The following is a 23,137-nucleotide window of genomic DNA, read 5'->3' on the forward strand; positions in this document are numbered from 1 at the left end:
CGGGGTTCCGGGGTGACAGCCCGGTTCCCCCAAGGGTACCGGCCGCCTCAGGATCGGCCGCCAAATATCCTCGGTGGCCGTTTGCGATCAGCTCTTCTTAGAGTGGGGCCATGCGCACTGGTGAGCCCCTCCCTCCGGTGGAGGACGTCCTCGCCGCTCTCGCTACCGGCCTGTGGCGGTGGGACAACCGGGCGGGCCTGGTCACGTTCGACGTGGAGGCCGCCCGGCTGATCGGGATGCCGTCGCCGGACGGGCGTCCGGTCAGCCTGACGGAGGCGGGCGCCAGGGCCCGCTTCCACCCGGTCGACTGGAACGAGATCGACGGCATCGTCCAGCTCGCCGTCGCCGAGGGCACCCTCGCCGAGGCCCGGCTGCGCGTCATGGACGAGCACGGGCACGTCATCCGTACGGTGCGCAGCCGCTCCAAGCCCGTGATGACCGGTGAGAGTCCGGACTCCTACGAGCTGATCGGCACGCTCCAGGAGGTCTCCGAGCCACCGCCGGGCGCCGCCGCCCGCGCCCCCGTCACCGGCGACTGGCGCCGCTCCCGCGAGGCGTTCCTGCTCGACGCAGGCCGCGCGCTCGCCGAGGCGGGCTCGACGGAGGAGGTGCTGCGGGTCGCCGCGGGTCTGTCGATGCCCGGCTTCTCCCCGGAGGGCCTCGCGGTGTTCGGCGTGACCGGCGACCGCCTCACCGTCATCGGGCACTACGGGCAGCAGGCGGGCTCCGAGGAGCCCTTCACCGACATGGAGCTGTCGACGGACTATCCGGCGGCCGAGGTCTGCCGGACCGGGCGCGCCGTCTATCTGTCGTCGCCTGACGAGTACCAGAAGCGCTATCCGGCGGCCTGGCCGCTGGCCGCCCGGTTCCGCCGGAAGTCGTGGGCGTTCCTGCCGCTCATCGTCGCGGGCCGGACGATCGGCGCGTGGATGGCGGGCTTCGCCTACCCGGTGTCGTTCACGCCCGACGAGCGTTCGGTCCTGACGACGGTCGCGCGGATGCTGGCGCAGGCCCTGTCGCGGGCCGGGGTCGCCGAGTCGGAGCGGGAGCTGACGGACGGCCTGCAGAAGTCGATGCTGCCGAACCTGGGCCCCGCGATCCCCGGCATCGGCATCGCGGCCCGCTATGTGCCGACCGGCGGCGGCCTCCAGGTCGGCGGCGACTGGTACGACATCATCCCGCTGCCCGGCGGGAACCGGGTCGCCCTGGTCATCGGCGACGTGCAGGGCCACGACGTGCGGGCGGCCGGTCTCATGGGCCAGCTCCGCATCGCCCTGCGCGCCTACGCCTCCGAGGGGCACCGCCCCGACGCGGTCCTCTCCCGCGCCTCCCGCTTCCTGAACGGCATCGGCGACACCGTGGGCGGCGGCGACCCGGACGACCTGCGCTTCGCGACCTGCCTCTACGTCGAGGCCGATCCGGCGACCGGCGTCCTGGAGATCGCCCGCGCCGGCCACCCGGACCCGGCGATACGGATGGCCGACGGCACGGTCATGATGCGGCCCACCGACGGCGGGCTCCCGCTCGGCATCGACCCGGACGCCGACTACCCCACCACCCGGATGGTCCTGGAGCCCGGCGAGACCCTGCTTCTGTGCACCGACGGCCTGCTGGAGACCGGTGGGCACGATCTCGACACGGGCTGGATCCGGGTGCGCAAGACGCTGGAGACGGGCCCCGCCGATTCCCTGGAGGAGCTGGCGGACGCCCTCGTCCAGGCCGTGCACGGGCCGTCCTCGCACCACACGACCGGCCCGCTCGTCGATCGCCGCGAGGACGACATAGCGCTGCTGCTCCTGCGGCGTACGGCCCGGGCGGGCAAGCCCTCGACCGGCCGTCGCACGGCGATGACGATCGCGCAGGCCGAGCCGGAGCGGATCGCCGCCGCCCGCCGGCAACTGCGCGAGCTGCTGCACGACTGGGCCGACGACGACCAGGTCGACTCGGCGGAGCTGCTCGTCTCCGAGATGGTCACCAATGTCCTGGTGCACACCGACGGCGACGCCCTGCTCGTCGCCGAGGTCGCCAAGGAGGGAGACGGCCCGCGGCGGCTGCGGGTGGAGGTCGCGGACGCCTCGGACAACCTGCCGCACAAGCGCAGGCCGGGGGAGCTGGCCTCGTCGGGCCGCGGCCTGGTCCTGATGGAGCTGCTCGCCGAGCGCTGGGGCGTCGATCCGCAGGGCGAGGGCAAGTGCATCTGGTTCGAGCTCTACGAGCCGTCGGGCGCCACGGACGAGCCGCCGGAGGGTGCGGCCGGGGAGGCGGCTGTTTCACGTGAAACGCCGCCGCCACCGTTCCCGTAACGCCCCCGCAGCTCGTTGACGATGCCGAACGCGGCCGCCGTCAGCGGCACCGCGAGCAGCATCCCGAGGATTCCGGCGACGGAGGCGCCGCCGGTGATCGCGAGCAGCACCACTGCCGGGTGCATCTGCACGGTGCGCGACTGGATCATGGGCTGGAGGACGTGCCCTTCGAGCACCTGCACCGCGAGCACCACGCCGAGCGCCCAGAGCGCGATGACGAATCCCCGGTCCGCGAGGGCGACGAGCACGGAGACGGCGCCGGAGATGAAGGCGCCGAGGTAGGGGATGTAGGCGCCGACGAAGACGAGCGCGGCGAGGCCGACCGCGCCGGGGACGCGCAGGATGAGCAGGCCGACGCCGATGCAGGTGGCGTCGATGAGGGCGATGAGCGTGGTGCCGCGCATGAAGCCTGCGATGGAGTCGAAGGAGCGGCGGGCGATGGCCTCCAGGGTCTCGCCGCTGGCGGGCGCGGCCTGGCGCAGGGCCTGGCGGAAGCGGCCCGCGTCGCGCAGGAAGAAGAAGCAGAGCAGCAGGGCCAGGACCGCCATGGCGACGACCTCGCCGACGACGCTGAGCCCGCTGATGACGCCGGACGCGGCGCTGCCCCCGTACTTCTTGAGCAGGTCCTGGGCGCTGTCGGCGAGGTGGTCGAAGTCGACGGCGCCGGTGCCGAACCGGTCGGAGAGGTCGTTGGCGGCCGTCTTCACCGAGGCCACGATCTGGTCGCCGGTGTCGATGAGCGCGGCGACCACGATGTATCCGGCGCCGCCGACGACGATCAGGATGAGCGCGCAGGTCAGCCCGGAGGCGAGGGACTGCTGCACCTTGGCGCGGCGCAGGGCGAGGTAGACGGGGCGCAGCAGGGCGGTGCCGAGCAGCGCGAGCAGGACCGGCACGACGGCTGTCTTGAGTTCGACGCAGAGCCGGATCCCGACCCAGGCGACCCCGGCGACGAGCAGGGCCACCGTGCACCAGGCGGCGACGCGGCGGGCGGGTTCGGGGAGGAGATGCTGACGGGTCGGCACCCGGACAGACGATCATGACCGGGCGCCGCCCACCTCCCGGGCGGACCCGGGCGGGTGAGCAAGGGGACACATATGGGTGACGGCCCGCCGGGTGCAGAGTCGGCGGGCCGTCGATGCGAGGGCACACGGGCTGGTCACGGGTGCGGCAAGGCAGCGTCGGCTGCCCCGCGTGTTTTACCGGTGACGCTCACTCAGTTCGAAGTCGGCCCAGAGGACTTCGCCGTCCTGCACTTCGTCGGTCGGTCTCATGCCGACGGCCGCTGCGATGCCTGCCGACGCGAGGTGATCGGGGTGCACGTGCGCCACACACCCGGAGACTCCCTGCGCGCGCACCCAGTGCGCCATGGCCAGGGCACTCTCCTTGGCGTAGCCGACGCCCTGGAAGTCGTGGCCGACGGTCCAGGCGAGTTCGGCTTCGACGCGGTCCGGTCCGGCCGGGTAGAGCGTTGCCTGCACGGTGCCGATCAACTGTCCGGTGGCCCGTTCTCGCAACATCCAATTCAGCCAACCATGCCGTCCGTCGGGCGAGTGGCCGACGACCTGCCGACGGTAGCGCTGCTCAAGTTCCTCCTCCGTGGGTGGCATGCCACCGATCCATTTATGCAAACGGACATCGTTGAGGACAGGCGCAGCTTCTGCGGCATGCTCGATCCTCAACGGTTCCAGTTGCACACGCTCAGACTCCAACGGAGCGGCAGCCGGCCAGCGATTTTTCTCAGGCATGCGACGATCCTAACCATCGGTGACAAGAGCGCCCCATCGGCCATTCTCACTGCCCGCCTCCACAAGGCCCTCTTTGGTGAAAGATTCAGCGCTGTTACCTTTTTGACTTGTTCAACCGAGCAAGGTTCGAGCAAGAAAAACGGGCACTTAAGCCCACTTGGGAGGCACAAGGATGGCGAACGAAACGGAAGTAACCACCCAGAATCCCGATATTCTGCTTGACGCCGAACTGGACGCGGCCGCACTTGAGGCGGCCCTGCCCTCGCTGGCGGAAAAGCTGGGCGTTCTGGCCGGCGAACTCACCGTGGACGAGCGTGCCGTGCTCAGTTCCATCGTGACCTCGGCGAGCGAGCACCTTCAGGAGCTGCAGAAGGGCAACGAGGAGGCGCTGTTCGTCTTCGCGAAGCCGATCTCGGCGGCCGCCACCCCAGAGATCCGGAATCGCCTCATCGGCCTTCCCGGGGAACTGGGCTTCGGCGAGAAGTAAGCGCGCGTCGACGGACTTTCTCCGTCGGCCCGGCAGTAGGTAGTCAAGGGGAAGGTCAGGGGATCTGAAGATGGCGTATGCGGAGGAAACTTCGGCATTGGTACAGCGGTTGTCGGAGCTGTCGACGGATTTGACCGCCGCAGAGCGAGAGAACCTGAAATTCCTCCTGAGCATGGCCGCTGGTGGTGTACTCAGCGGCCATGCCCAGAAAATTCCGGAACCTCTCCGTAGGAGCGCTCTGGGGACCACCCAGCGCACGTTGCCAAAACTACTCGCCGGGGCTCGGGAAAAATTCCCCACCGGCATCGTGTACTACGGGCTGGCGCCTTTTCTGTCCGATGCGGACCTGAGCGCACTCGATGAGGAATCCCGTGCTTTCCGCCCGGCGGCCGAGCGGTTCATGGACCACTACGTGGCCTCCGGTGCCCCCACGGCCAGGGACATCTCGCTCTCTCCGATGGTGCTGAGTTTCCTCACGGAGAACGTCGGTGAGATCGCTCCGACCCGGCGGGCGAACTACCTCTACTACGACGAGCCCGGACTCGGCATCGATCCGCATGTCGACAAGGACGAGTTCTCACTGAACATCCTCACCATGCTCGAACACCGAGCGGGCAGCGGGCAACGCTCCGAACTCATTCTTCATCCGCCGGGGCAAGACGCGATCCACCTCCACCTGAAGGCGGGGGAATCTCTCATCTTCTTCGCGGACAGTGTCACGCATCAGCGCACCAGGACCACCGCCGACGAGGCGATCCGCCTGGTGTCCTTCGGCTACCGCACCCTTGGGGGAACGCATGAGTAACACGTCGACCATGGGTCGCCGCCTCGCCGGACTGCACGAGCACCTTTCGCCGGCGGAGCAGGCGAATCTCAAACTGATCCTGGGGCTTTCGGCCGGGCGTCTGGTAGCCGCTCAGGAGCCCGCCGCGGCCCCGGGCCGCAAGGCGGTGACCGACGCGCTGGAGATGCTCTGCCCGTACGACGTGGCGGACCCGCGCGGGGTGCAGTACCGGGGGCGCCCCTCCTTTCTCACCGACGCGTTGCTGACCACGCTGATCGAGGAATCGGCACACGTCGGCGAGACCGCGGTGCCCTACGACGAGCACTACCTCGGCCACGGAGGCCCTGTCGCCAACCGGCTCGCCAAGAGCCAGGAGTTGGCTGATCTGGTGGCCACGGTGGTGCCGAAGGCGGAAGCCACCGGTGTGGCGAGCTACCTGTACTACCGCGATGCCGGGCAGGGCATCATCCCGCACATCGACACGGACATCTTCTCCTTGAACGTGCTGATGATGCTCGCCCACGACATCCCCGCCGGGACGGCGGAGCCGTCTGCGCTGCACATGCACTACGCGGACGGCAGCAAGGAGAGGTTCCAGCTGGAGCCCGGTGAGGTCGTCATCTTCCTGGCCGGCACGCAGGCACACAGCCGCACGCCGATCAGCCACGGTGAGAAGGTCTCCATCCTCACGTTCGGTTTCATGCCCGAAGGCGCTCCCCTGGAGAACTACAAGCGATGACCGTCGCCCTGGGCATTCACTGCGGCCACGAGTCCTCCTGCGCCGTCGTTCGTGACGGGGTCCTGCTGGCGGCGATCCAGCAGGAACGCGTCACCCGTCGCAAGTACGACGGCCAGGAGGCGCTGACCAACCGGCTCCCCGTCCGAGAGGTCCTGGCGACCGCCGGCCTGACCCTCGACGACGTCGATGTCATCGTCAGCTCCTTCCAAGCAGCAGGCCCGTCCGGTGTGGGACTGCAGCGCCCCTTGGTGTCCGCCTCCTTTGACCTCTTCGACCCGTACGACGAGCGCCACCATGTGGTCTCACACCATCTGGCGCACGCCGCGTCGGCGCTGTACGCGTCCGGGTTCCCGGAGGCAACGGTGCTCGTCTCGGACAGCGCGGGCACCTCCTCCTGGGACGGTGCGGACTTCTGTCTCCCGTTCGGCGAGTTCTTCCGGGCGTACTACCGCGACATGAGCCGCGCCGACCTGGAGTCCTCGCGGGTACACACCGAGATGCGCTCGATGTACGCGTTCCGTCACGGCCGGTTCCAGCTGCTCGAGCGGGCGTTCAGCCGGCCGCACAACCAGCCGGATGTGTTCGTGCAGAGCGAGGCGAGCCTCTACGACAACGTCGCCCGGTTCCTGTTCCGGAAGGAACACGCGCACGGTCAGCTCATGGCACTCGCCGCGCTCCCCCACGAGCAGCCGGCACGACTGACCGCCGACGACATCATCGCCCCCGGGGACGTCCCACGGCTGCGCAACGGATGGCAGCTGCTCGACGCGGCCACGGAGATCACGCAGAACGCCGACATCGCCCAAGCGGTCCAGGAGGCGTTCAACCGGCTCATCGTCGCGCAAGCCGCCCGTGCCGTCGAACTCAGCGGGATACCGGACCTGTGCTGCGCGGGCGGTGTCTTCCTGAACCTCTCAGGCAACAGCGCCATCGCCGCACTGCCCCAGGTGCGCAACCTCTACGTTCCCTCGTGCCCCCACGACGCGGGCATCTCGGTCGGAGCCGCCTACCTCGGCTGGGCACGAACCTCCGCGGACCTCCCCGCGGGCTCGGTGAAAGTGACCTCCGACTTCCTGGGGCGCGCGGCCGAACCGATTGCGCCCGAGCTGGCGGAGAGTCACGGCTACTCCGTACCCGCCGCTCACGGCGGAGCGGACCTCAGCCGTCGTGCCGCCGATGTACTGCTGGACGGGGAGATCCTGGTTCGGTACGCGGGACGGGCGGAGTTCGGCCCACGGGCGCTCGGGAACAGGTCGATCCTGTGCCACCCGGTGGCCTGTCACGATGCCAAGTCGAAGCTGAACGGGATCAAGAGGAGGCAGCCGTGGCGCCCGGTCGCCCCCATGGTCCGGGCAGAAGACCTGCGGACGTACTTCGTCGGCCCCGACGACGCACCGTTCATGAACTACGACTTCATGGTGCGCGAGGAGTACCGAGGGGTCCTGAAGGAGATCGTGCACGACGACGGATCGGCACGCGTGCAGACGGTGACAGAGGTCGACAACCCCGCACTGCACAAGATCCTCACGTGCATCGCGGAGGCGGGTCGGATCCCGGTCCTGGTCAACACCTCCTTCAACGGCCCGGCCCAGCCGATCATCGAGTCGGCGAAGGAGGCGCTGGACTTCGCCCGGCACCCGGACATCGGCTTCCTGCTCACCGATGACCGGCTGTTCGCTTCCCCGCCGCCCAGGAAAACCATGGTCCGGCGTGCGGAGGGGACCGTGATGGCGGTGTTCGGGTCCGGTGAGAGCGCCCGGTACCTGCTCAGCAACCCGGACGCCCAGGTCCCCGTCACCCGCGATCTGTTCGTCGCCCTGCTGGAGCAGGAGAACGCGGTCACCGACGGGACGGCCACCGATGTGATCGAGTGCCTGCGCGCGGGTGTGCTGGAAGAGGCGTGAGCATGGCCGACTTCGGTGGGCCGCCGCACGGCCCACGACGCAGAACGGATACCTGAGGACGGATGACGAGCACCACTGATCCGCTGAAGACGAGTGACTCACTGGCGACGTCACTGCCGGTGGCCAACTTCCTCTCGTTCTTCGCCATCGCCGCTGTCGAGTTCTCGGTGCCGTTCGTCGCGGTGGACGCCCTCGGCGCCAACGCGACGATCGTCGCCCTGCTCGGCATCTGCCGCTTCGCTCCTCAGGTACTCCTGGCCGGCCCGGCGGCCCGGGTCGTCGAACGCTTCGACCAGCGCATCGTCATGATCGGATCTGAGCTGCTCCGGGTCGCGGCCTTCGCGTTGGCGGCCCTTGGCCTCGCCTTCGCCTCCGGCGTGGCCATCGGCATCTTCTGCCTGGCCAACATCGCCCTGGCCTGCGGTTCTGTTCTGACCGCCGTCTCGACACAGGTGCTCGTCCCGCAGACGTTCGCCGACGAGGCGCTACCGAGGATCTACGCGCGCCTCGGCATGGCCGAGTCCTCCGCCGACGCGGCAGCGCCCTTCGTCACCGGACTGGGCCTCGCCGCCCTCGGCCTTGCTCCCACGTTCGGTGCGGCCGCGGCCCTGGCACTGGCAGCTTGTGGGCTGCTGGCACGTATCCCGCGCGTACGCGTACCGAAGGGAGCCACAACAGGCGCGGACGCTCGCGAACCGGATCCTTCCGGGAAGGACCCGGCGAACGGGGCTCGGCCCAGGAAGAGCACGCTCCGCGCGGGACTGGCCGTGAACTTCCGGACTCCGGCCATACGCACCATCTCGTTCTGGTCGCTGTCGTACAACTTCGGGCAGAGCGTCATCGAAGCCGTCCTGCTGATCGCACTGCTCGACACGACGCCTCTGTCCGCGGCGACCTACGGCGTCATCCGCAGTTGCTCCGTGCTGTTCGCCGTTCTGGGTTCGTACGTCGCCGAGCGGCTCCCGCCGACGCTTCGCAGCGGCTGGGGCACTTCCCTGTTCGGATGCGGTGCGGTCGGCGCCTATACGGTGATCGGCCTGGGTGCGTACGTGGGGGGCGGCGGCGGGCTGCTGCTCGTGCTCGCCGGATTCGTCCTGGACGAGTTCTGCTCGGGTGTCGTCCTGGTCCGTGTCCAGACCTTCAGGGCCCGGGCCATCACGGACGTCGAGCGGCCCATGGCCACAGCGTCCTACCGTGCCGCCAACCTGACGGCCGTACCGGCGGGGCTCGCGATCGGCGGCGTGGCGGGGATCCTGCTGAGCTCGGCCACGCTCCTGCTGGGCATCGGACTGCTCATGGTGGTCCCGGCCGTGTTGATCTGGTCCAGGGCCGTACGGGAGTCCGAACCCGTCACCGCCTGACATCCGAGGTTTCGCCGGGCGGTGAGCAGGGGGCACACAGGGATGACGGCCCGCCGGGTGCAGAGTCGGCGGGCCGTCGGTCCAAGGGGCGCACATGCTTGTTCACATGTGCGGCACACGGGTGGGTTACGTGTGCGGCAGGCGCTCCTTCGACGGGATGACGCCCAGGCGGCCCGCCTGGAAGTCGTCGAAGGCCTGCTGGAGCTCGGCCTTGGTGTTCATCACGAACGGGCCGTAGTGGGCCATGGGCTCACGGATCGGCTGACCGCCGAGGATGACGACCTCCAGGTCCGGGGTGTTGCCGTCCTGGGACTCGTCGGCCCGTACGGTCAGCGACGAGCCCGCGCCGAAGACGGCGGTCTGGCCCATGCGGATCGGACGGCGCTCGGCGCCGACGGTGCCGCGCCCGGCGAGCACGTACACGAGCCCGTTGTAGTCCTCGCGCCAGGGCAGGGCGGCCTCGGCGCCGGGGCGGACGGTGGCGTGCACCATCGTGATCGGCGTGTGCGTGATGCCGGGGCCCTCGTGGCCGTCGAACTCACCGGCGATGACGCGGAGCAGCGCGCCGCCGTCGGCGGTGGTGAGCAGCTTGACCTGGCCACCGCGGATGTCCTGGTAGCGCGGGTTCTGCATCTTGTCCTTGGCGGGCAGGTTCACCCACAGCTGGAGACCGTGGAAGAGGCCGCCGGACATGACGAGGGACTCCGGCGGCGCCTCGATGTGGAGCAGGCCCGAGCCCGCCGTCATCCACTGCGTGTCGCCGTTGGTGATGGTGCCGCCACCGCCGTGCGAGTCCTGGTGGATGAAGGTGCCGTCGATGATGTAGGTCACGGTCTCGAAGCCGCGGTGCGGGTGCCAGGGCGTGCCCTTGGGCTCGCCCGGCGCGTACTCCACCTCACCCATCTGGTCCATCATGATGAACGGGTCGAGGTGGCGGTAGTTGATCCCGGCGAACGCGCGGCGCACCGGGAATCCCTCGCCCTCGAAGCCGGTCGGGGCGGTCGTCACGGTGAGCACGGGGCGCGCCACGGCGTCCGCCGGCGCGGCCACACGGGGCAGGGTCAGCGGGTTCTCGACGGTCACAGCGGGCATGGTGGGGCCTCCTTGGCGTCCTCGTGCCTCGACTTTAGTTGAACGTAGAACTTTCTGCCACCCAGAACGCGGAACGCCCGGAGGGAATTCCCTCCGGGCGTCCGGTGCGGCCGACTATGGCCGGGATCAGCCGTACATACGGCGCATGGCGAAGTCGACCATCTGCTCGACGGCCTTCGCGTCGAAGACCATCCGGTGCTCGCCCTCCATGTCGAGGACGAAGCCGTACCCGGTGGGCAGCAGGTCGATCACCTCGGCGCCGGTGATCACGAAGTACTTCGACTCCTTGCCCGCGTACCGGCGCAGCTCCTTGAGCGTCGAGAACATCGGGATCACCGGCTGCTGCGTGTTGTGCAGGGCGAGGAAGCCCGGATTGTCGCCGCGCGGGCAGTAGACCTTCGACGTGGCGAAGATCTGCTGGAAGTCCTCGGCGGACATCGAGCCGGTGGTGAACGCGCGGATCGCGTCGGCGAGCGAGGGCGGCGACGGCTCCGGGTACAGCGGCGGCGCCTGCTGCCCGTACCCGCCCTGCTGCGGCGGCGCGTAGCTCTGGCCGGCAGCTCCTGCGTGCTGCTCGTATCCGTACATGGGGCAAAGCCTACCGAGGGGCGGGGCACCGGCGGGACGGGCAGCGGAACCAGCCACTTACGGCTCGTTCGTCACAGTTCACGCGTCAGGGGTTGCGTCTTATTACCGGCGGGTAGCATCCTGTTGATTACTAGTTGGTACGCGTACGAGGACGATCCCGGAGCCCGAGCACCGAGCGGGCCCCACGCCGCGGGTCTACCTCCCTGATCCTTTACGGAGCCGTCGCCATGGGGCACTACAAGTCGAATCTCCGCGACATCGAGTTCAACCTCTTCGAGGTGCTCGGCCGCGACAAGCTGTACGGCACCGGCCCGTTCGGGGACATGGACGTCGACACGGCCAAGAGCATCCTCGAAGAGGTCGCCCGGCTGTCCGAGAACGACCTGGCCGAGTCCTTCGCGGACGCCGACCGCAACCCGCCGGTCTTCGACCCGGAGACCAACACCGCGCCGATCCCGGCCAGCTTCAAGAAGTCCTACAAGGCGTTCATGGACGCCGAGTACTGGCGCCTCGGCCTGCCCGAGGAGATCGGCGGCACCACCGCGCCGCGCTCCCTCATCTGGGCCCACGCCGAGCTGATCCTCGGCGCCAACCCGGCGATCTGGATGTACTCCTCCGGCCCGGCGTTCGCCGGCATCCTCTTCGAGGAGGGCAACGAGGCGCAGAAGAAGGTCGCCGAGATCGCCGTCGAGAAGCAGTGGGGCTCGACGATGGTCCTCACCGAGCCGGACGCCGGTTCCGACGTCGGCGCCGGCCGCACCAAGGCCGTCCAGCAGGACGACGGCTCCTGGCACATCGAGGGCGTGAAGCGGTTCATCACCTCCGGTGAGCACGACATGTCGGAGAACATCCTCCACTACGTCCTCGCCCGCCCCGAGGGCCACGGCCCCGGCACGAAGGGCCTCTCCCTCTTCCTCGTACCGAAGTTCGAGTTCGACTGGGAGACCGGCGAGCTGGGCGCGCGCAACGGCGTCTACGCGACCAACGTCGAGCACAAGATGGGCCTCAAGGCGTCCAACACGTGCGAGATGACCTTCGGCGACAAGCACCCCGCCAAGGGCTGGCTGATCGGCGACAAGCACGACGGCATCCGCCAGATGTTCCGCATCATCGAGTTCGCCCGCATGATGGTCGGCACGAAGGCGATCTCGACGCTGTCGACCGGCTACCTCAACGCCCTTGAGTACGCCAAGGAGCGCGTCCAGGGCCCCGACCTCGCCAAGTTCATGGACAAGACGGCGCCCAAGGTCACCATCACGCACCACCCCGACGTCCGCCGCTCCCTGCTCACGCAGAAGGCGTACGCCGAGGGCATGCGCTCCCTCGTGCTCTACACGGCCTCCGTCCAGGACGCGATCCAGGTCAAGGAGGCGGCCGGCGAGGACGCTTCCGCCGAGCACGCGCTCAACGACCTGCTCCTGCCCATCGTCAAGGGCTACGGCTCCGAGAAGGGCTACGAGCAGCTCGCGCAGTCCCTCCAGACGTTCGGCGGCTCCGGGTTCCTCCAGGAGTACCCGATCGAGCAGTACATCCGTGACTCGAAGATCGACACGCTGTACGAGGGCACGACGGCCATCCAGGGCCAGGACTTCTTCTTCCGCAAGATCGTCCGCAATCAGGGTGCCGCGCTGAACGGGCTCGCCGAGGAGATCAAGAAGTTCCTCGCGGTCGAGACGGGCGGGGAGGAGCTGGCCGGGGCGCGCGAGTCCCTGGCCAAGGCGGCCGTCGAGCTGGAGGCCATCGTGGGCGTCATGCTCACGGACCTGGCCGCCACGGAGCAGGACGTCAAGTCGATCTACAAGGTGGGTCTGAACACGACGCGGCTCCTTATGGCGTCCGGTGACGTCGTCGTCGGCTACCTGTTGCTGAAGGGCGCGGCGGTGGCGGCCGAGGCGCTCGCGGCCGGGGCTTCCGGCAAGGACGTGCCCTTCTACCAGGGCAAGATCGCGGCGGCCAAGTTCTTCGCGGCGAACGTCCTGCCGGGGGTCATCGGGGCGCGGAAACTGGCGCAGGCGACGAGTGAGTCGGGGCTGGACGTTATGGACCTGGACGAAGCGGCGTTCTAGGCTCCGCCGACCCGGATCACGCCTCGGGCCCGTCGTCCCCCTCGGGAACGACGGGCCTTCGCGCGCGTCCCTAGTCCGCAACTCTCGTCGTGGCTGGTCGCGCAGTTCCCCGCGCCCCTGAGATGCGCACTGCGTGCGCCATCTCAGGGGCCAATGGGGCTGCGGCGAAGCCGCATGCCCCACAGGGGCGCGGGGAACTGCGCGAGCAACCACGACGCGCCCGCACCCGACATCGGCGCGATGGGGGCAGACGCTCAGGGGCGCGGGGAACTGCGCGACCAGCCACGACGAAACCCGCACCCGCCCGGGGCCGCAAAAGGGGCACATCAATAGGCGGTGGGCCGCCGCAGGCAGGGCCCATGCAACCCGCACTACCCTGACCGCATGGCAAACCCCCAGGCCCCCTTCGATCGCGGGCACACCGACGACCTGTTGACCTTCCTCGCCGCGAGCCCGACCCCGTACCACGCCGTGGCAACGGTGGCGGCCCGCCTGGAGAAGGCCGGTTTCAAGCAGCTCGCGGAGGTCGACGCCTGGGACGGCACGAGCGGCGGCAAGTTCGTGACGCGCGGCGGCGCGATCGTCGCCTGGTTCGTGCCGAGCGGAGCGCACCCGCACACCCCGTTCCGTATCGTCGGCGCGCACACGGACTCCCCGAACCTGCGGGTGAAGCCGCAACCGGACATGGGGAGCAACGGCTGGCGCCAGGTCGCCGTGGAGGTCTACGGCGGCCCGCTGCTCAACAGCTGGCTCGACCGGGACCTGGGCCTCGCCGGACGGATCACGCTCCGCGACGGCTCCGAGCGGCTCATCGACATCGACCGCCCGCTGCTGCGCGTCCCGCAGCTCGCGATCCACCTGGACCGTTCGGTCACGGCCGACGGCCTGAAGCTGGACAAGCAGCGCCACATGCAGCCGATCTGGGGCCTGGGCGGCGATGTGCACGAGGGCGACCTGCTTGGCTTCGTCGAGGACGAGTACGGCCTGGAGCGCCGTTCGGTCACCGGCTGGGACCTGATGACGTACTCGGTCGAGCCCCCGGCCTACCTGGGCCGCGACAAGGAGCTGGTGGCGGGCCCTCGTATGGACAATCTGCTGTCCGTGCACGCCTGCACCGCCGCGCTCGTCGAGGCGAGCAAGCGTGACGCGGCGGGCGCCCTCCCGTACGTGCCGGTGCTCGCCGCCTTCGACCACGAGGAGAACGGCTCGCAGTCGGACACCGGCGCGGACGGCCCGCTGCTCGGCACCGTGCTGGAGCGTTCCGTCTTCGCGCGCGGCGGCTCCTTCGAGGACCGTGCGCGGGCCTTCGCGGGGACGATCTGCCTGTCGTCGGACACGGGGCACGCCGTGCACCCGAACTACGGCGAGCGTCACGACCCGACGCACCACCCGCGCGCCAACGGCGGCCCGATCCTGAAGGTCAACGTCAACAACCGGTACGCGACGGACGGCGGCGGCCGTGCCGTGTTCGCGGCGGCGTGCGAGAAGGCGGGCGTGCCGTTCCAGTCGTTCGTCTCCAACAACGCGATGCCGTGCGGCACCACGATCGGCCCGATCACCGCGGCCCGGCACGGCATCAAGACCGTCGACATCGGCGCGGCGATCCTGTCGATGCACAGCGCCCGTGAGCTGTGCGGCGCGGACGATCCGTACCTGCTGGCGAACGCGCTGACCGCCTTCCTGGAGGGCTGACCGCGCGCCGCCTCCCCGAACAGCCGTGTGACGCGGGGCGCTCCGGGTACCCGGAGCCCTCAAGTACCCACGTGACAGACAACTTTGGGGAGGCGGACCTCATGAGCATGGGAGGTTGCATCATCCTGATCGCCGTCGGGGCGATCCTCAGTTTCGCGACCGACTGGCACATGAAGGGGGTCAACCTCACGCTGGTCGGCTGGATCTTCATGATCGTCGGCCTGATCGGGCTCTTCGTGTTCCGCAGCGTCGGCCGCCGCCGGGGCGTGGTCATGCCGCCCGCGCAGACGACCGTGATCGAGGACGAGCGGAACCGCCGCATTTGAGCCTGTTCCGCTCGCGCCCGGCGGGTACCGGCCATGTGCCCGGTGCCACGTACTCCTCGGTAGCCCCTCCACGTACCCTGATCACCTGATCACCTGGCTTTTCAGGGCATATGGAGGGGGAACACCGCCGTGGAGTTCCGGCTGCTCGGCGCGGTCGCCGTGGCCACCGGGAGCGGGGAGCTGCCGCTCGGCCCGGCCAAGCGGCGCAGCCTGCTCGCGGCGCTGCTCCTCCGCCCCAACAGGGCGGTCCCCCTTGAGCAGCTGATCGACGCGCTGTGGCCCGAGGGGCCGCCCGCGCGGGCCAGGACCGTCGCGCAGGGCCATGTGTCGCGGCTGCGGGCGCTGCTGGCGCAGGGCGGCGCCGACGAATGGGGCGTGCGCCTCGTCACGCACGGCGACGCCTATGTCCTGGAGATGCCCGAGTCGCTGCTCGACGCCCACCGCTTCGAGGAACTGGTCCGGCTCGCCCACGACCAGCGCTCCCCCGACGACGCGGCGGCCCTGCTGCGTGAGGCGCTGGCGCTGTGGCACGGGCCGGCGCTCGTCGGCGTCGCCACCGCGGGCCCGTTGCGGGTCGCGGCGGACGGGCTGGAGGAGGCGCGGCTGTCGGCGGTCGAGCATCTGGCGCGTACGTACGGCGAGTTCGGCGACCACGCGCGCGCCGCCTCCCTGTTGCACGCCGAGGCCGTCGCCCACCCGATGCGCGAGTCGCTCGCCGCCGCGCTGATGCGGGCGCTCTACCGTTCGGGCCGCCAGTCCGACGCCATCGACCAGTACCACCGCACCCGCACCCTGCTCGCCGACGAGTTGGGCGTCGACCCCGGCGCGGCGCTCCGCGAGGCGTACGCGGAGATCCTCGCGGGCTGCCAGGAAACCAAGGCCGAACCGGCGCCCGTACCGGCCCTCTCATCCGACCCGGCGCCCCGTACGGACGGCCCCGACCTGCTGCCGCGCCCGCCGCGCGGATTCGTCGGCCGCGACCGGGAGCTCGCCGCGATCACCGCCGCCGCCGAGCGCGACCACGCGGTCGTCGTCGTCACCGGACCCGCCGGGGTCGGCAAGTCGGCGGCCACTCTGCACTGGGCGCACACCGCACGCGCGCGCTACGACGGCGTCCTCTTCGCCGACCTGCACGGCTTCGACGACGAGGCCGGCGGCGACCCGGGCGCCCCCGACACCGCCGACGTCCTCCGCGAGTTCCTGATCGCCCTCGGCGTCGCACCCCGCGAACTCCCGGACACGCCGGGCGCGCTTGCCGCCGCCTACCGGTCCCGTACCGAGGACCGGCGCCTCCTCGTCGTCCTCGACAACGCCCGCACCGCCGCCCAGGTCCGCCCGCTCCTCCCGGCGGGGCAGGGCAGCGCCGCCCTCGTCACGTCCCGGCTGCGGCTCGACGGGCTCGCGGTCAGCGAACTCGCCCGCACCGTCGACATGGGCGTCCTCGACGGCCCCGCCTCCGCCGCGCTGCTCGCCGCCGCCACCGGCGCCGAGGAGCGGCTCGCCGCCGAACCGGCCGCCGCCGCCCGGCTCGCCGCCCTCTGCGCGGGCCTGCCGCTCGCCCTGCGCGTCGTCGCGGCCCGCATCAACGCCCGGCCGCAGTGGCCCCTCGCCCCGCTCGCCGACGAACTCGCCGACGAACAGCGCCGCCTCGCCTTCCTCGACGTCGACGACACGGGCGTCGCCGCCGCGCTCCGCCTCACCCTGCTCGCCCTGCCCGCCGACGCCCAGACCCTCTTCGGCCGCCTCGGCGACCTCCCGGGCCCCGACCTCGACCGGTACGCCGCCGCGGCCCTCACCGGGACATCCCCCGCCGACGCCGCCACCGCCCTCGACCGGCTCGCCGCCGCCCACCTCGTCACCGAACGGGCCCCGGGCCGGTACGGGATGCACGATCTCGTACGGCTCTACGCGCGCGGCCCCGCCCGCGACGACACCCCGGCCGCCCCTGACACCGACCCGGGCGAACCCCTCGTCCGCCTCCTCGACCACTACGTCCGCACCGCCCTGCGCGCCACCGCCACCGCCGAACCCGACGACCGGCCCTGCTGCGTCCTGCCCGCCGACGTCCGCCCCGACCTCGGCGGACCACCGCTGCCCGACCGTACGGCCGCGCTCACCTGGTTCACCGCCCAGCGGGAGAACCTGGCAGCCGCCGCCGGTGCCGCCCACGCCGCCGGACACGACGACCGGGCCTGGCGCCTCGTCGTACTCCAGTGGCCGTCCGTCGTCAGCTACGTACGCGACGACTGGATGCCGCTGCTCGAACAGGGCCTCGCCGCCGCCGTACGGCTCGGCGACCCGGACGCCGAGGCCCGGATCCGCGCGCTGTGCGGCTGGGTCCTCACCGAGGAGGGCAAGCTCGCCCAGGCCCTCGACCACCTGGAGCGCGCCCCGGCGCTCGCCGCGCGCGCGGGCGACCCGTCCAGCGAGGCCACCGCCCTGATCAACCTCGCCGTCGCCCTGGACCGCACCGGGGCGACGGGCCCCGAACCCCTCGCCCACCTGGCGCGCGCCGCCGACCTGGCCCACTCCGTCGGCGACGTGCTCACCGAACTGCTCGCCCTGGAGCACCGCGCCCGCAGCCTCCTCGCCCTCGGCGACCACGACGCCGTGCTCGCCTGCGCGGACCGCGGCCTCGCCCTGCCCGGCGCCGCAGCCGAAGGACTGGCGCCCCTGCGGCAGACCCTGCTCCGCGTCTCGCGCGGCGCCGCGCTCCTCGCACTGGGCCGCGAGGAGGAGGCCCGTACGTGTCTGGTCAGGGCGTACGAGGACGCGGTCCGCCAGGGCTTCGAGGACGGCATCCAGCGGGCGAAAGCCCAGCTCACACGGGCCGACAGTCAGACGGCGACGAGGCGATAGCGCGTCGGCGACCGGACGGCGACAGCGGTGGGCAAGGTGGGACACACAGCAGCCCGCCGGACCAGGCGGGCCCATCGGAACCGCTTGAAACCGGGGGAGTCTCCACCATGGCCCGCATCACCGCCCGCACGACCGTTCTCGCCGCCGCCGCTGTCGTCGCGGGGCTCACCATGACCGCCTGCTCCGGCGGCAACGGCGGCACCAAGGACGAGGGCGCCGCCCCGAAGGCGACCGTCGCCGGGACCACCGTCACCGGCACCGCGACCGACGCCGCCGACGCCCGGCAGTCGGGCGGGGCCGCCCAGGCCGAGGCCGCCGGCAGCGGCACGACGAAGGCCGGCACCACGGCGAACGCGAAGACCGCGAAGAACACCACCACCGTGAAGACCGCCGCGCCCGAGTGCAAGGTGACGTCCCTCTCCTACACCCTCCAGCGCAAGAACCCGGAGCAGCAGGGCGACCACCTGCTGATCACCGCCGTCAACAAGACCGCCACCGCCTGCACCGTCCAGAAGTTCCCGGTCGTCACGCCGGGCGACGCCAACGGCGATGGGCCGCTCGCCAAGGACGACCAGCAGCCCGCGCAGCCGATCCTCGTGAAGCCGGGCGCCACCGTCTACTCGGCGCTCCCCGTCTACCAGGACATCAAGGCCGAGGACAGCTACTTCACGTCGATCAAGCTGTCCCTGATCATGAACAACGCCGACGCGTCCGGCGCCTTCGTCACGCTGAGGACGCCGGGCGAGGTCGAGTACGCGGGCAAGCAGGCGGACGGCATCGAGGTGCTGTCCTGGAACACCAAGAAGCCCTACGACTTCTGAGCCGCCGCCAGGTGATCAGGGCTGGTGCTCGTCCATTCCGGCGAGCACCAGCGGCAGCCGGTCCGCGCCGCCCTCCGCGATACGGACCGGGACACCCCAGTCCTGCTGGTGGACATGGCAGGCCGGGTACTCGTTGGCGGGGTCGTCGTCGCAGGACGCGGCCATCGCCGAGACGTGCAGGACACCCTCGGTGATCTCCGGGTTCAGGGTCAGCTCGCGCGCCAGGTCGGTGCCCGCGCCGTCGCCGGAGACGAGCAGCTCGGGCGGGGTCGCCGAGACGAGGAGCCGGGTCGAGGGCCCGTACCGGGTGTCGAGCTTCTGCCCGGCCGGCGCCTGGAAGATGACGTCGAGGGCGAGCTTCCCGCCCGCCACCTCGGTCGCGGCGCGCTGCGTGCGGTGGGCGACGGACTCGACCCGTACGGCCTCCTCGGGCAGCCGGAGCCGGGTCAGCCGGTGCCGGGCCGACTCCACGACGACGATGTCGTCCCCGACGAGCACGGCGTCGCTCGGCTCGCGCAGATCGGTGGCGAGCGTCGTCACCTGCCCGGTCGCCGGGTCGTAGCGGCGCAGGGCGTGGTTGTACGTGTCCGAGACCGCGACCGAGCCGTCCGGCAGGGCGGTGACGCCGAGCGGGTGCTGGAGGAGGGCCTGCGCGGCGTCCCCGTCCCGGTGCCCGAAGTCGAAGAGGCCGGTGCCGACGGCCGTGTGGACGTGCCCGTCCAGGTCGACCCAGCGCAGGGCACTGGTCTCCGAGTCGGCGACCCACAGCCGCTCCCCGGTGGCGGCGAGCCCGGAGGGCTGCGCGAACCAGGCCTCGGCGCCGGGCCCGTCGACCAGCCCCTCGTTGGTGGTCCCGGCGGCGACCTCGACGGTCCCGTTCTCCGGGTCGTACGTCCACAACTGGTGCACACCGGCCATGGCGATCCACACCTTGCCGCCGAAGACGGCCACGTCCCACGGCGACGACAGGTCGACCTCCAGGGCCGGACCGCTGGTCGGCGACCCCTGCCACCACTGCTTCCCGGTACCGGCGAGGGTGGTCACGGCCCCGCTCGCCAAATCGACGGCACGCAACGCGTGATTGACGGTGTCCGCGACGACGACGGTGTTCTCGTCGAGCAGCGCGAGCCCCTGCGGCTCGTTGAACGCGTCGTCCCCGAAGCCGCGCTCACCGCTGCCGATCCGGCGCACGACGCTCTCCCCGTCGGCCGCCAGCTCCACGAGCTGATGCCGGGTGGTGTCGCTGACCAGGAAGTTCCCGGACGGCAGCAGCAACGCCTTGCCGGGGAAGCGCAGGTCGGTCGCGACCGGCTCGGGCGCGACGTACGGCCCCTCGCCGCGGTGCAGCGTCCCCTTCGCCTCGTGCTCGGCCTCCAGCTCCTCGACCAGCTTGGCGATGGCGTGCGCGTGCCCCTCACCGGCGTGCTGCGCGACGACATACCCCTCGGGGTCGATCACGACCAGCGTCGGCCAGGCCCGCACCGCGTACTGCTTCCACGTCGCCAGCTCGGGGTCGTCGAGCACGGGGTGCTCCACGCCGTACCGCTCGACGGCGTCGACGACCGCCGCGTGCTCGGCCTCGTGCACGAACTTCGGCGAGTGCACACCGATGATCACCAGCGTGTCCCGGTGCTGCTCCTCCAGCTCCCGCAGCTCGTCGAGGACGTGCAGGCAGTTGATGCAGCAGAAGGTCCAGAAGTCCAGTACGACGATGCGCCCGCGCAGGTCGGCGAGGGTGTATTCCTTGCCGCCGGTGTTCAGCCAGCCGCCTTTCCCGACCAGTTCGGGGGCGCGGACACGGGCACGGCGGACTGCTGCGGGCGCGGAGTCGTTCATATGTCAAGGGTGCCACGCGCGGGGGGTGGCCGGGCTCGCGGCCCGGGCCCGCTGTCATTCGTCTGCCGGGGGTCCGAATCGTGCGTTCCGGGCAAGCATCGACGTATGCGCTATGAAGTTCGGGAACGGCTCTTCGCCATCGGCGAGGACTACTGGATCGAGGACGAGAACGGCCACAAGGCGTTCCTCGTCGACGGCAAGGCGATGCATCTGCGGGACACCTTCGAGCTGAAGGGGCCCGACGGGCGGGTGCTCATCGACATCCACGAGAAGATGTTCGCCCTGCGCGACACGATGGTCATCGAGCGCGGCGACGAGCAGCTCGCCAAGATCAAGCGGAAGCGCCTGTCGCTGCTGCGCAACCACTACCGGGTCGAGCTGGTCGACGGCACCGAGCTGGACGTCAGCGGCAAGATCCTGGACCGCGAGTTCGCCATCGAGTACGACGGCGAACTCCTCGCCGAGGTCTCCCGGCGCTGGCTGCGCCTGCGCGACACCTACGGCGTCAACGTGGTCCGCGAGGACGCCGACCCGGCCCTGATCATCGCCGTCGCGGTCTGCGTCATCCACCTCGCGGAGAAGGAACGGGGGGACGCCGACTGACCCTGCGTACAGGCCGTCAACGGCGGGGCGGCGTCTCCATGCCAAGCAGGCGGTCCTTCAGCGCCGGGAACTGGTCCCGGGTGGCCGCGACCCGCGCCGGGTCGAACTCCACCCGCAGCACCTCTTCCCCGGCGCCCGCCTCCGCGAGGACCTCGCCCCACGGGTCGACCACGATGCTGTGCCCCGCCTGCGGGACACCCGCGTGCGTCCCGGCGCTTCCGCAGGCCAGGACGTACGCCTGGTTCTCCACGGCCCGCGCCTGCGCCAGCAGCGTCCAGTGCGCGCGGCGCCGCTCGGGCCAGCCCGCCGAGATCAGCAGGGTCTCCGCGCCCCGGTCCACGAGACCCCGGTACAGCTCGGGGAAGCGCAGGTCGTAGCAGGTGCTGACGCCGAGGACCGTCTCCGGCAGGCGTACGCTGACCAGCTCCTCGCCCGCGCTCATCAGCACGGCCTCGCCCTTGTCGAAGCCGAACCGGTGGATCTTGCGGTAGGCGGCGACGAGTTCGCCGTCGGGGGAGAAGGTGAGCGCCGTGTTGTACAGCGGGCCCTCGGGGTCCCGCTCCGGGATCGACCCGGCGTGCAGCCACACGCCCGCCTCGCTCGCCGCCTTGGCCATCGCCTCGAAGGTCGGCCCCTCCAGCGGCTCGGCCTCCTCCGCGAACAGGTCGTAGGCGAAGGCGCCGGTCGTCCACAGCTCGGGCAGGACGACGAGGTCCGCGGCGCCCGCCTCCGCGCCGACCAGCGAACTCACGCGGGCCCTGCGGTCGTTGACCGATTCGTCCTCGTTTACCGCGATCTGGATGAGGGAGGCGCGCACACTACCACCGTCCTGGCATTCGAGTCTTCGACACGGGCCTACGATCGTCACACGAAAGCACTGCAGGGGTGCCTACGGGCAGCGTACTGTGCCAATCCGGGGGAGCCCCCGGACCCCCACAGACGCGCCACGATCCACCCCGCAGCCCGTGCCCGCCGACCGCACCGCCGCCGCCCGTATCCGCCGTCTCCGCCCGCCTCCTCCCGTCTCTACTTCACCGACCGCGCACCACACCGCTCGAGGGGTCCCCTTCCGTGAGTCTCCACCCCAGCCTTCAGACCTACGCCGACGCCTGGTCCCACGCCGTGGAAGCGATATCCGAGCTGGTCACACCGCTCGGCGAGGGTGAGTGGAACCGGGCGACCCCGTGCCCGGGCTGGTCCGTGCGTGACATCGTGTCCCACGTCATCGGCCTCGACTGCGAGATGCTCGGCGACCCCCGGCCGATCCACACGCTGCCGCGCGACCTGTACCACGTGAAGACGGAGGCGCAGCGCTACCAGGAGGTCCAGGTCGACGTCCGCCGCCACCACACGGCGCCGGAGATGGTCGCGGAGCTGGAGTACACGATCATCCGCCGCTCGCGTCAGCTGCGGAACGAGAGCCGTGCCCCGGAGACGATCGTGCGGGGCCCCCGCGGCGCCGAGGAGACCCTCGAGTTCGCCATGCGCCGCCGGGCCTTCGACATCTGGGTCCACGAACAGGACCTCCGCTGGGCCCTCAACCGCCCCGGCAACCTCGACTCCCCCGGCGCGTACGTCACCCGCGACCTGCTCCTCGCGGCCCTGCCGAAGATCGTCGCGAAGGACGCCGGCGCCCCCGCCAACTCGGCCATCGTCATCGACGTCCACGGCCCCGTCGAGTTCCTCCGCACGGTCCGCGTCGACGCGGACGGCCGCGGCACGATCGACGGAGCACCCTCTCTCGGCCCGGCGGTGACACTGGCCCTGGACTGGGAGACGTACGTCCGCCTCTCCTGCGGCCGGGTGACGCCGGAGGCGGCCGGAGACCTGATCAAGGCAGACGGCGACCTGCCCCTGGCCAACGCAATCCTGACATCCCTCCCGGTAACCCCGTAGCGCCGTCCGCCCCCGCCTTGGGCAGTCTGCCG

At 70.8% G+C, this 23,137-nt stretch carries 19 protein-coding genes; 13 read left to right on the forward strand and 6 right to left on the reverse strand.

From position 1 onward, the window contains the following. Window positions 1-110 precede the first annotated feature (110 nt). Window positions 111-2,303, forward strand: a complete 2,193-nt coding sequence (locus ABZ877_RS33505; RefSeq protein ID WP_361079192.1) for a SpoIIE family protein phosphatase — start codon at window positions 111-113, stop codon at window positions 2,301-2,303. Here ABZ877_RS33505 and ABZ877_RS33510 read toward each other — a convergent pair. Further along, window positions 2,210-3,328, reverse strand: coding sequence for an AI-2E family transporter (locus tag ABZ877_RS33510; protein ID WP_361079195.1), 1,119 nt, complete (start codon window positions 3,326-3,328; stop codon window positions 2,210-2,212). The two genes, ABZ877_RS33505 and ABZ877_RS33510, sit on opposite strands and share 94 nt — an antisense overlap. A 174-nt stretch (window positions 3,329-3,502) precedes the next feature. Continuing rightward, a complete protein-coding gene (locus ABZ877_RS33515) occupies window positions 3,503-4,051 on the reverse strand; it encodes a GNAT family N-acetyltransferase (RefSeq protein WP_361079198.1) in 549 nt (182 codons plus the stop codon). Window positions 4,052-4,223: 172 nt separating this feature from the next. Between ABZ877_RS33515 and ABZ877_RS33520 the strand changes: the two genes are divergently transcribed. From ABZ877_RS33520 to ABZ877_RS33540, 5 genes are all read left to right on the forward strand, one after another. Continuing rightward, entirely contained in the window at window positions 4,224-4,538 is a 315-nt protein-coding gene (locus ABZ877_RS33520; protein ID WP_361079201.1) for a hypothetical protein, read from the forward strand. Window positions 4,539-4,608: 70 nt separating this feature from the next. Further along, the gene (locus ABZ877_RS33525) at window positions 4,609-5,343 is read left to right on the forward strand and encodes a hypothetical protein (RefSeq protein WP_361079204.1); all 735 of its coding nucleotides are present in this window, start codon (window positions 4,609-4,611) and stop codon (window positions 5,341-5,343) included. Beyond that, the gene (locus ABZ877_RS33530) at window positions 5,336-6,061 is read left to right on the forward strand and encodes a hypothetical protein (protein WP_361079207.1); all 726 of its coding nucleotides are present in this window, start codon (window positions 5,336-5,338) and stop codon (window positions 6,059-6,061) included. The genes ABZ877_RS33525 and ABZ877_RS33530 overlap by 8 nt, the downstream gene beginning before the upstream one ends. Beyond that, window positions 6,058-7,965, forward strand: coding sequence for a carbamoyltransferase C-terminal domain-containing protein (locus tag ABZ877_RS33535; protein ID WP_361079209.1), 1,908 nt, complete (start codon window positions 6,058-6,060; stop codon window positions 7,963-7,965). Before ABZ877_RS33530 ends, ABZ877_RS33535 begins: the two co-directional genes overlap by 4 nt. 62 nt (window positions 7,966-8,027) lie before the next feature. After that, window positions 8,028-9,326 carry an MFS transporter gene (locus ABZ877_RS33540; RefSeq protein ID WP_361079212.1) on the forward strand — a complete coding sequence of 433 codons (1,299 nt, stop codon included), beginning with the start codon at window positions 8,028-8,030 and terminating at the stop codon, window positions 9,324-9,326. Window positions 9,327-9,452: 126 nt separating this feature from the next. Here ABZ877_RS33540 and ABZ877_RS33545 read toward each other — a convergent pair whose 3' ends face one another. Together ABZ877_RS33545 and ABZ877_RS33550 are read right to left on the reverse strand one after the other, a co-directional pair. Beyond that, window positions 9,453-10,418, reverse strand: coding sequence for a pirin family protein (locus ABZ877_RS33545; RefSeq protein ID WP_361079215.1), 966 nt, complete (start codon window positions 10,416-10,418; stop codon window positions 9,453-9,455). 126 nt (window positions 10,419-10,544) lie between these two features. Beyond that, window positions 10,545-11,006, reverse strand: a complete 462-nt coding sequence (locus ABZ877_RS33550; protein WP_361079218.1) for an SseB family protein — start codon at window positions 11,004-11,006, stop codon at window positions 10,545-10,547. A gap of 227 nt (window positions 11,007-11,233) precedes the next feature. Between ABZ877_RS33550 and ABZ877_RS33555 the strand changes: the two genes are divergently transcribed. The 5 genes from ABZ877_RS33555 to ABZ877_RS33575 all read left to right on the forward strand — a co-directional run bounded on the left by ABZ877_RS33555 (window position 11,234) and on the right by ABZ877_RS33575 (window position 18,770). Beyond that, complete coding sequence (locus ABZ877_RS33555; protein ID WP_361079220.1) at window positions 11,234-13,072, forward strand: acyl-CoA dehydrogenase; 1,839 nt, start codon at window positions 11,234-11,236, stop codon at window positions 13,070-13,072. Window positions 13,073-13,456: 384 nt separating this feature from the next. Continuing rightward, window positions 13,457-14,764, forward strand: a complete 1,308-nt coding sequence (locus ABZ877_RS33560) for a M18 family aminopeptidase (protein WP_361079223.1) — start codon at window positions 13,457-13,459, stop codon at window positions 14,762-14,764. Between the two features lie 101 nt (window positions 14,765-14,865). Continuing rightward, complete coding sequence (locus ABZ877_RS33565; RefSeq protein WP_361079225.1) at window positions 14,866-15,090, forward strand: DUF6458 family protein; 225 nt, start codon at window positions 14,866-14,868, stop codon at window positions 15,088-15,090. Window positions 15,091-15,219: 129 nt separating this feature from the next. Continuing rightward, entirely contained in the window at window positions 15,220-17,949 is a 2,730-nt protein-coding gene (locus ABZ877_RS33570; RefSeq protein WP_361079228.1) for a BTAD domain-containing putative transcriptional regulator, read from the forward strand. 107 nt (window positions 17,950-18,056) lie between these two features. Further along, window positions 18,057-18,770 (forward strand): DUF4232 domain-containing protein, encoded by a 714-nt coding sequence (locus tag ABZ877_RS33575; protein WP_361079231.1) that lies wholly within the window; start codon window positions 18,057-18,059, stop codon window positions 18,768-18,770. A gap of 15 nt (window positions 18,771-18,785) precedes the next feature. Here ABZ877_RS33575 and ABZ877_RS33580 read toward each other — a convergent pair whose 3' ends face one another. Then, window positions 18,786-20,606 carry an NHL domain-containing thioredoxin family protein gene (locus ABZ877_RS33580; RefSeq protein ID WP_361079234.1) on the reverse strand — a complete coding sequence of 607 codons (1,821 nt, stop codon included), beginning with the start codon at window positions 20,604-20,606 and terminating at the stop codon, window positions 18,786-18,788. 105 nt (window positions 20,607-20,711) lie between these two features. On the opposite strand from ABZ877_RS33580, the gene ABZ877_RS33585 reads away from it, so the two are divergent. Further along, window positions 20,712-21,209, forward strand: coding sequence for an LURP-one-related family protein (locus ABZ877_RS33585; RefSeq protein ID WP_361079237.1), 498 nt, complete (start codon window positions 20,712-20,714; stop codon window positions 21,207-21,209). A 16-nt stretch (window positions 21,210-21,225) separates the two neighbouring features. Here the strand turns inward: ABZ877_RS33585 and ABZ877_RS33590 are convergent, their stop codons facing one another. Then, on the reverse strand, window positions 21,226-22,026 hold the full coding sequence (locus ABZ877_RS33590; protein WP_361079240.1) for a carbon-nitrogen family hydrolase: 801 nt from the start codon (window positions 22,024-22,026) through the stop codon (window positions 21,226-21,228). A 254-nt stretch (window positions 22,027-22,280) separates the two neighbouring features. Between ABZ877_RS33590 and ABZ877_RS33595 the strand changes: the two genes are divergently transcribed. Then, entirely contained in the window at window positions 22,281-23,105 is an 825-nt protein-coding gene (locus tag ABZ877_RS33595; RefSeq protein WP_361079243.1) for a maleylpyruvate isomerase family mycothiol-dependent enzyme, read from the forward strand. The last annotated feature ends 32 nt before the right edge of the window (window positions 23,106-23,137 follow it).

Origin of the sequence: Streptomyces sp. NPDC046939 (assembly GCF_040644575.1) — a bacterium.
GTDB lineage: Bacteria > Actinomycetota > Actinomycetes > Streptomycetales > Streptomycetaceae > Streptomyces.

Coding starts and splice junctions, on each gene's coding strand:
- ABZ877_RS33505 (WP_361079192.1), top strand. CDS start 111: ATGCGCACTGGTGAGCCCCTCCCTCCGGTGGAGGACGTCCTCGCCGCT.
- ABZ877_RS33515 (WP_361079198.1), bottom strand. CDS start 4,051: ATGCCTGAGAAAAATCGCTGGCCGGCTGCCGCTCCGTTGGAGTCTGAG.
- ABZ877_RS33520 (WP_361079201.1), top strand. CDS start 4,224: ATGGCGAACGAAACGGAAGTAACCACCCAGAATCCCGATATTCTGCTT.
- ABZ877_RS33525 (WP_361079204.1), top strand. CDS start 4,609: ATGGCGTATGCGGAGGAAACTTCGGCATTGGTACAGCGGTTGTCGGAG.
- ABZ877_RS33530 (WP_361079207.1), top strand. CDS start 5,336: ATGAGTAACACGTCGACCATGGGTCGCCGCCTCGCCGGACTGCACGAG.
- ABZ877_RS33535 (WP_361079209.1), top strand. CDS start 6,058: ATGACCGTCGCCCTGGGCATTCACTGCGGCCACGAGTCCTCCTGCGCC.
- ABZ877_RS33540 (WP_361079212.1), top strand. CDS start 8,028: ATGACGAGCACCACTGATCCGCTGAAGACGAGTGACTCACTGGCGACG.
- ABZ877_RS33545 (WP_361079215.1), bottom strand. CDS start 10,418: ATGCCCGCTGTGACCGTCGAGAACCCGCTGACCCTGCCCCGTGTGGCC.
- ABZ877_RS33550 (WP_361079218.1), bottom strand. CDS start 11,006: ATGTACGGATACGAGCAGCACGCAGGAGCTGCCGGCCAGAGCTACGCG.
- ABZ877_RS33555 (WP_361079220.1), top strand. CDS start 11,234: ATGGGGCACTACAAGTCGAATCTCCGCGACATCGAGTTCAACCTCTTC.
- ABZ877_RS33560 (WP_361079223.1), top strand. CDS start 13,457: ATGGCAAACCCCCAGGCCCCCTTCGATCGCGGGCACACCGACGACCTG.
- ABZ877_RS33565 (WP_361079225.1), top strand. CDS start 14,866: ATGAGCATGGGAGGTTGCATCATCCTGATCGCCGTCGGGGCGATCCTC.
- ABZ877_RS33575 (WP_361079231.1), top strand. CDS start 18,057: ATGGCCCGCATCACCGCCCGCACGACCGTTCTCGCCGCCGCCGCTGTC.
- ABZ877_RS33580 (WP_361079234.1), bottom strand. CDS start 20,606: ATGAACGACTCCGCGCCCGCAGCAGTCCGCCGTGCCCGTGTCCGCGCC.
- ABZ877_RS33585 (WP_361079237.1), top strand. CDS start 20,712: ATGCGCTATGAAGTTCGGGAACGGCTCTTCGCCATCGGCGAGGACTAC.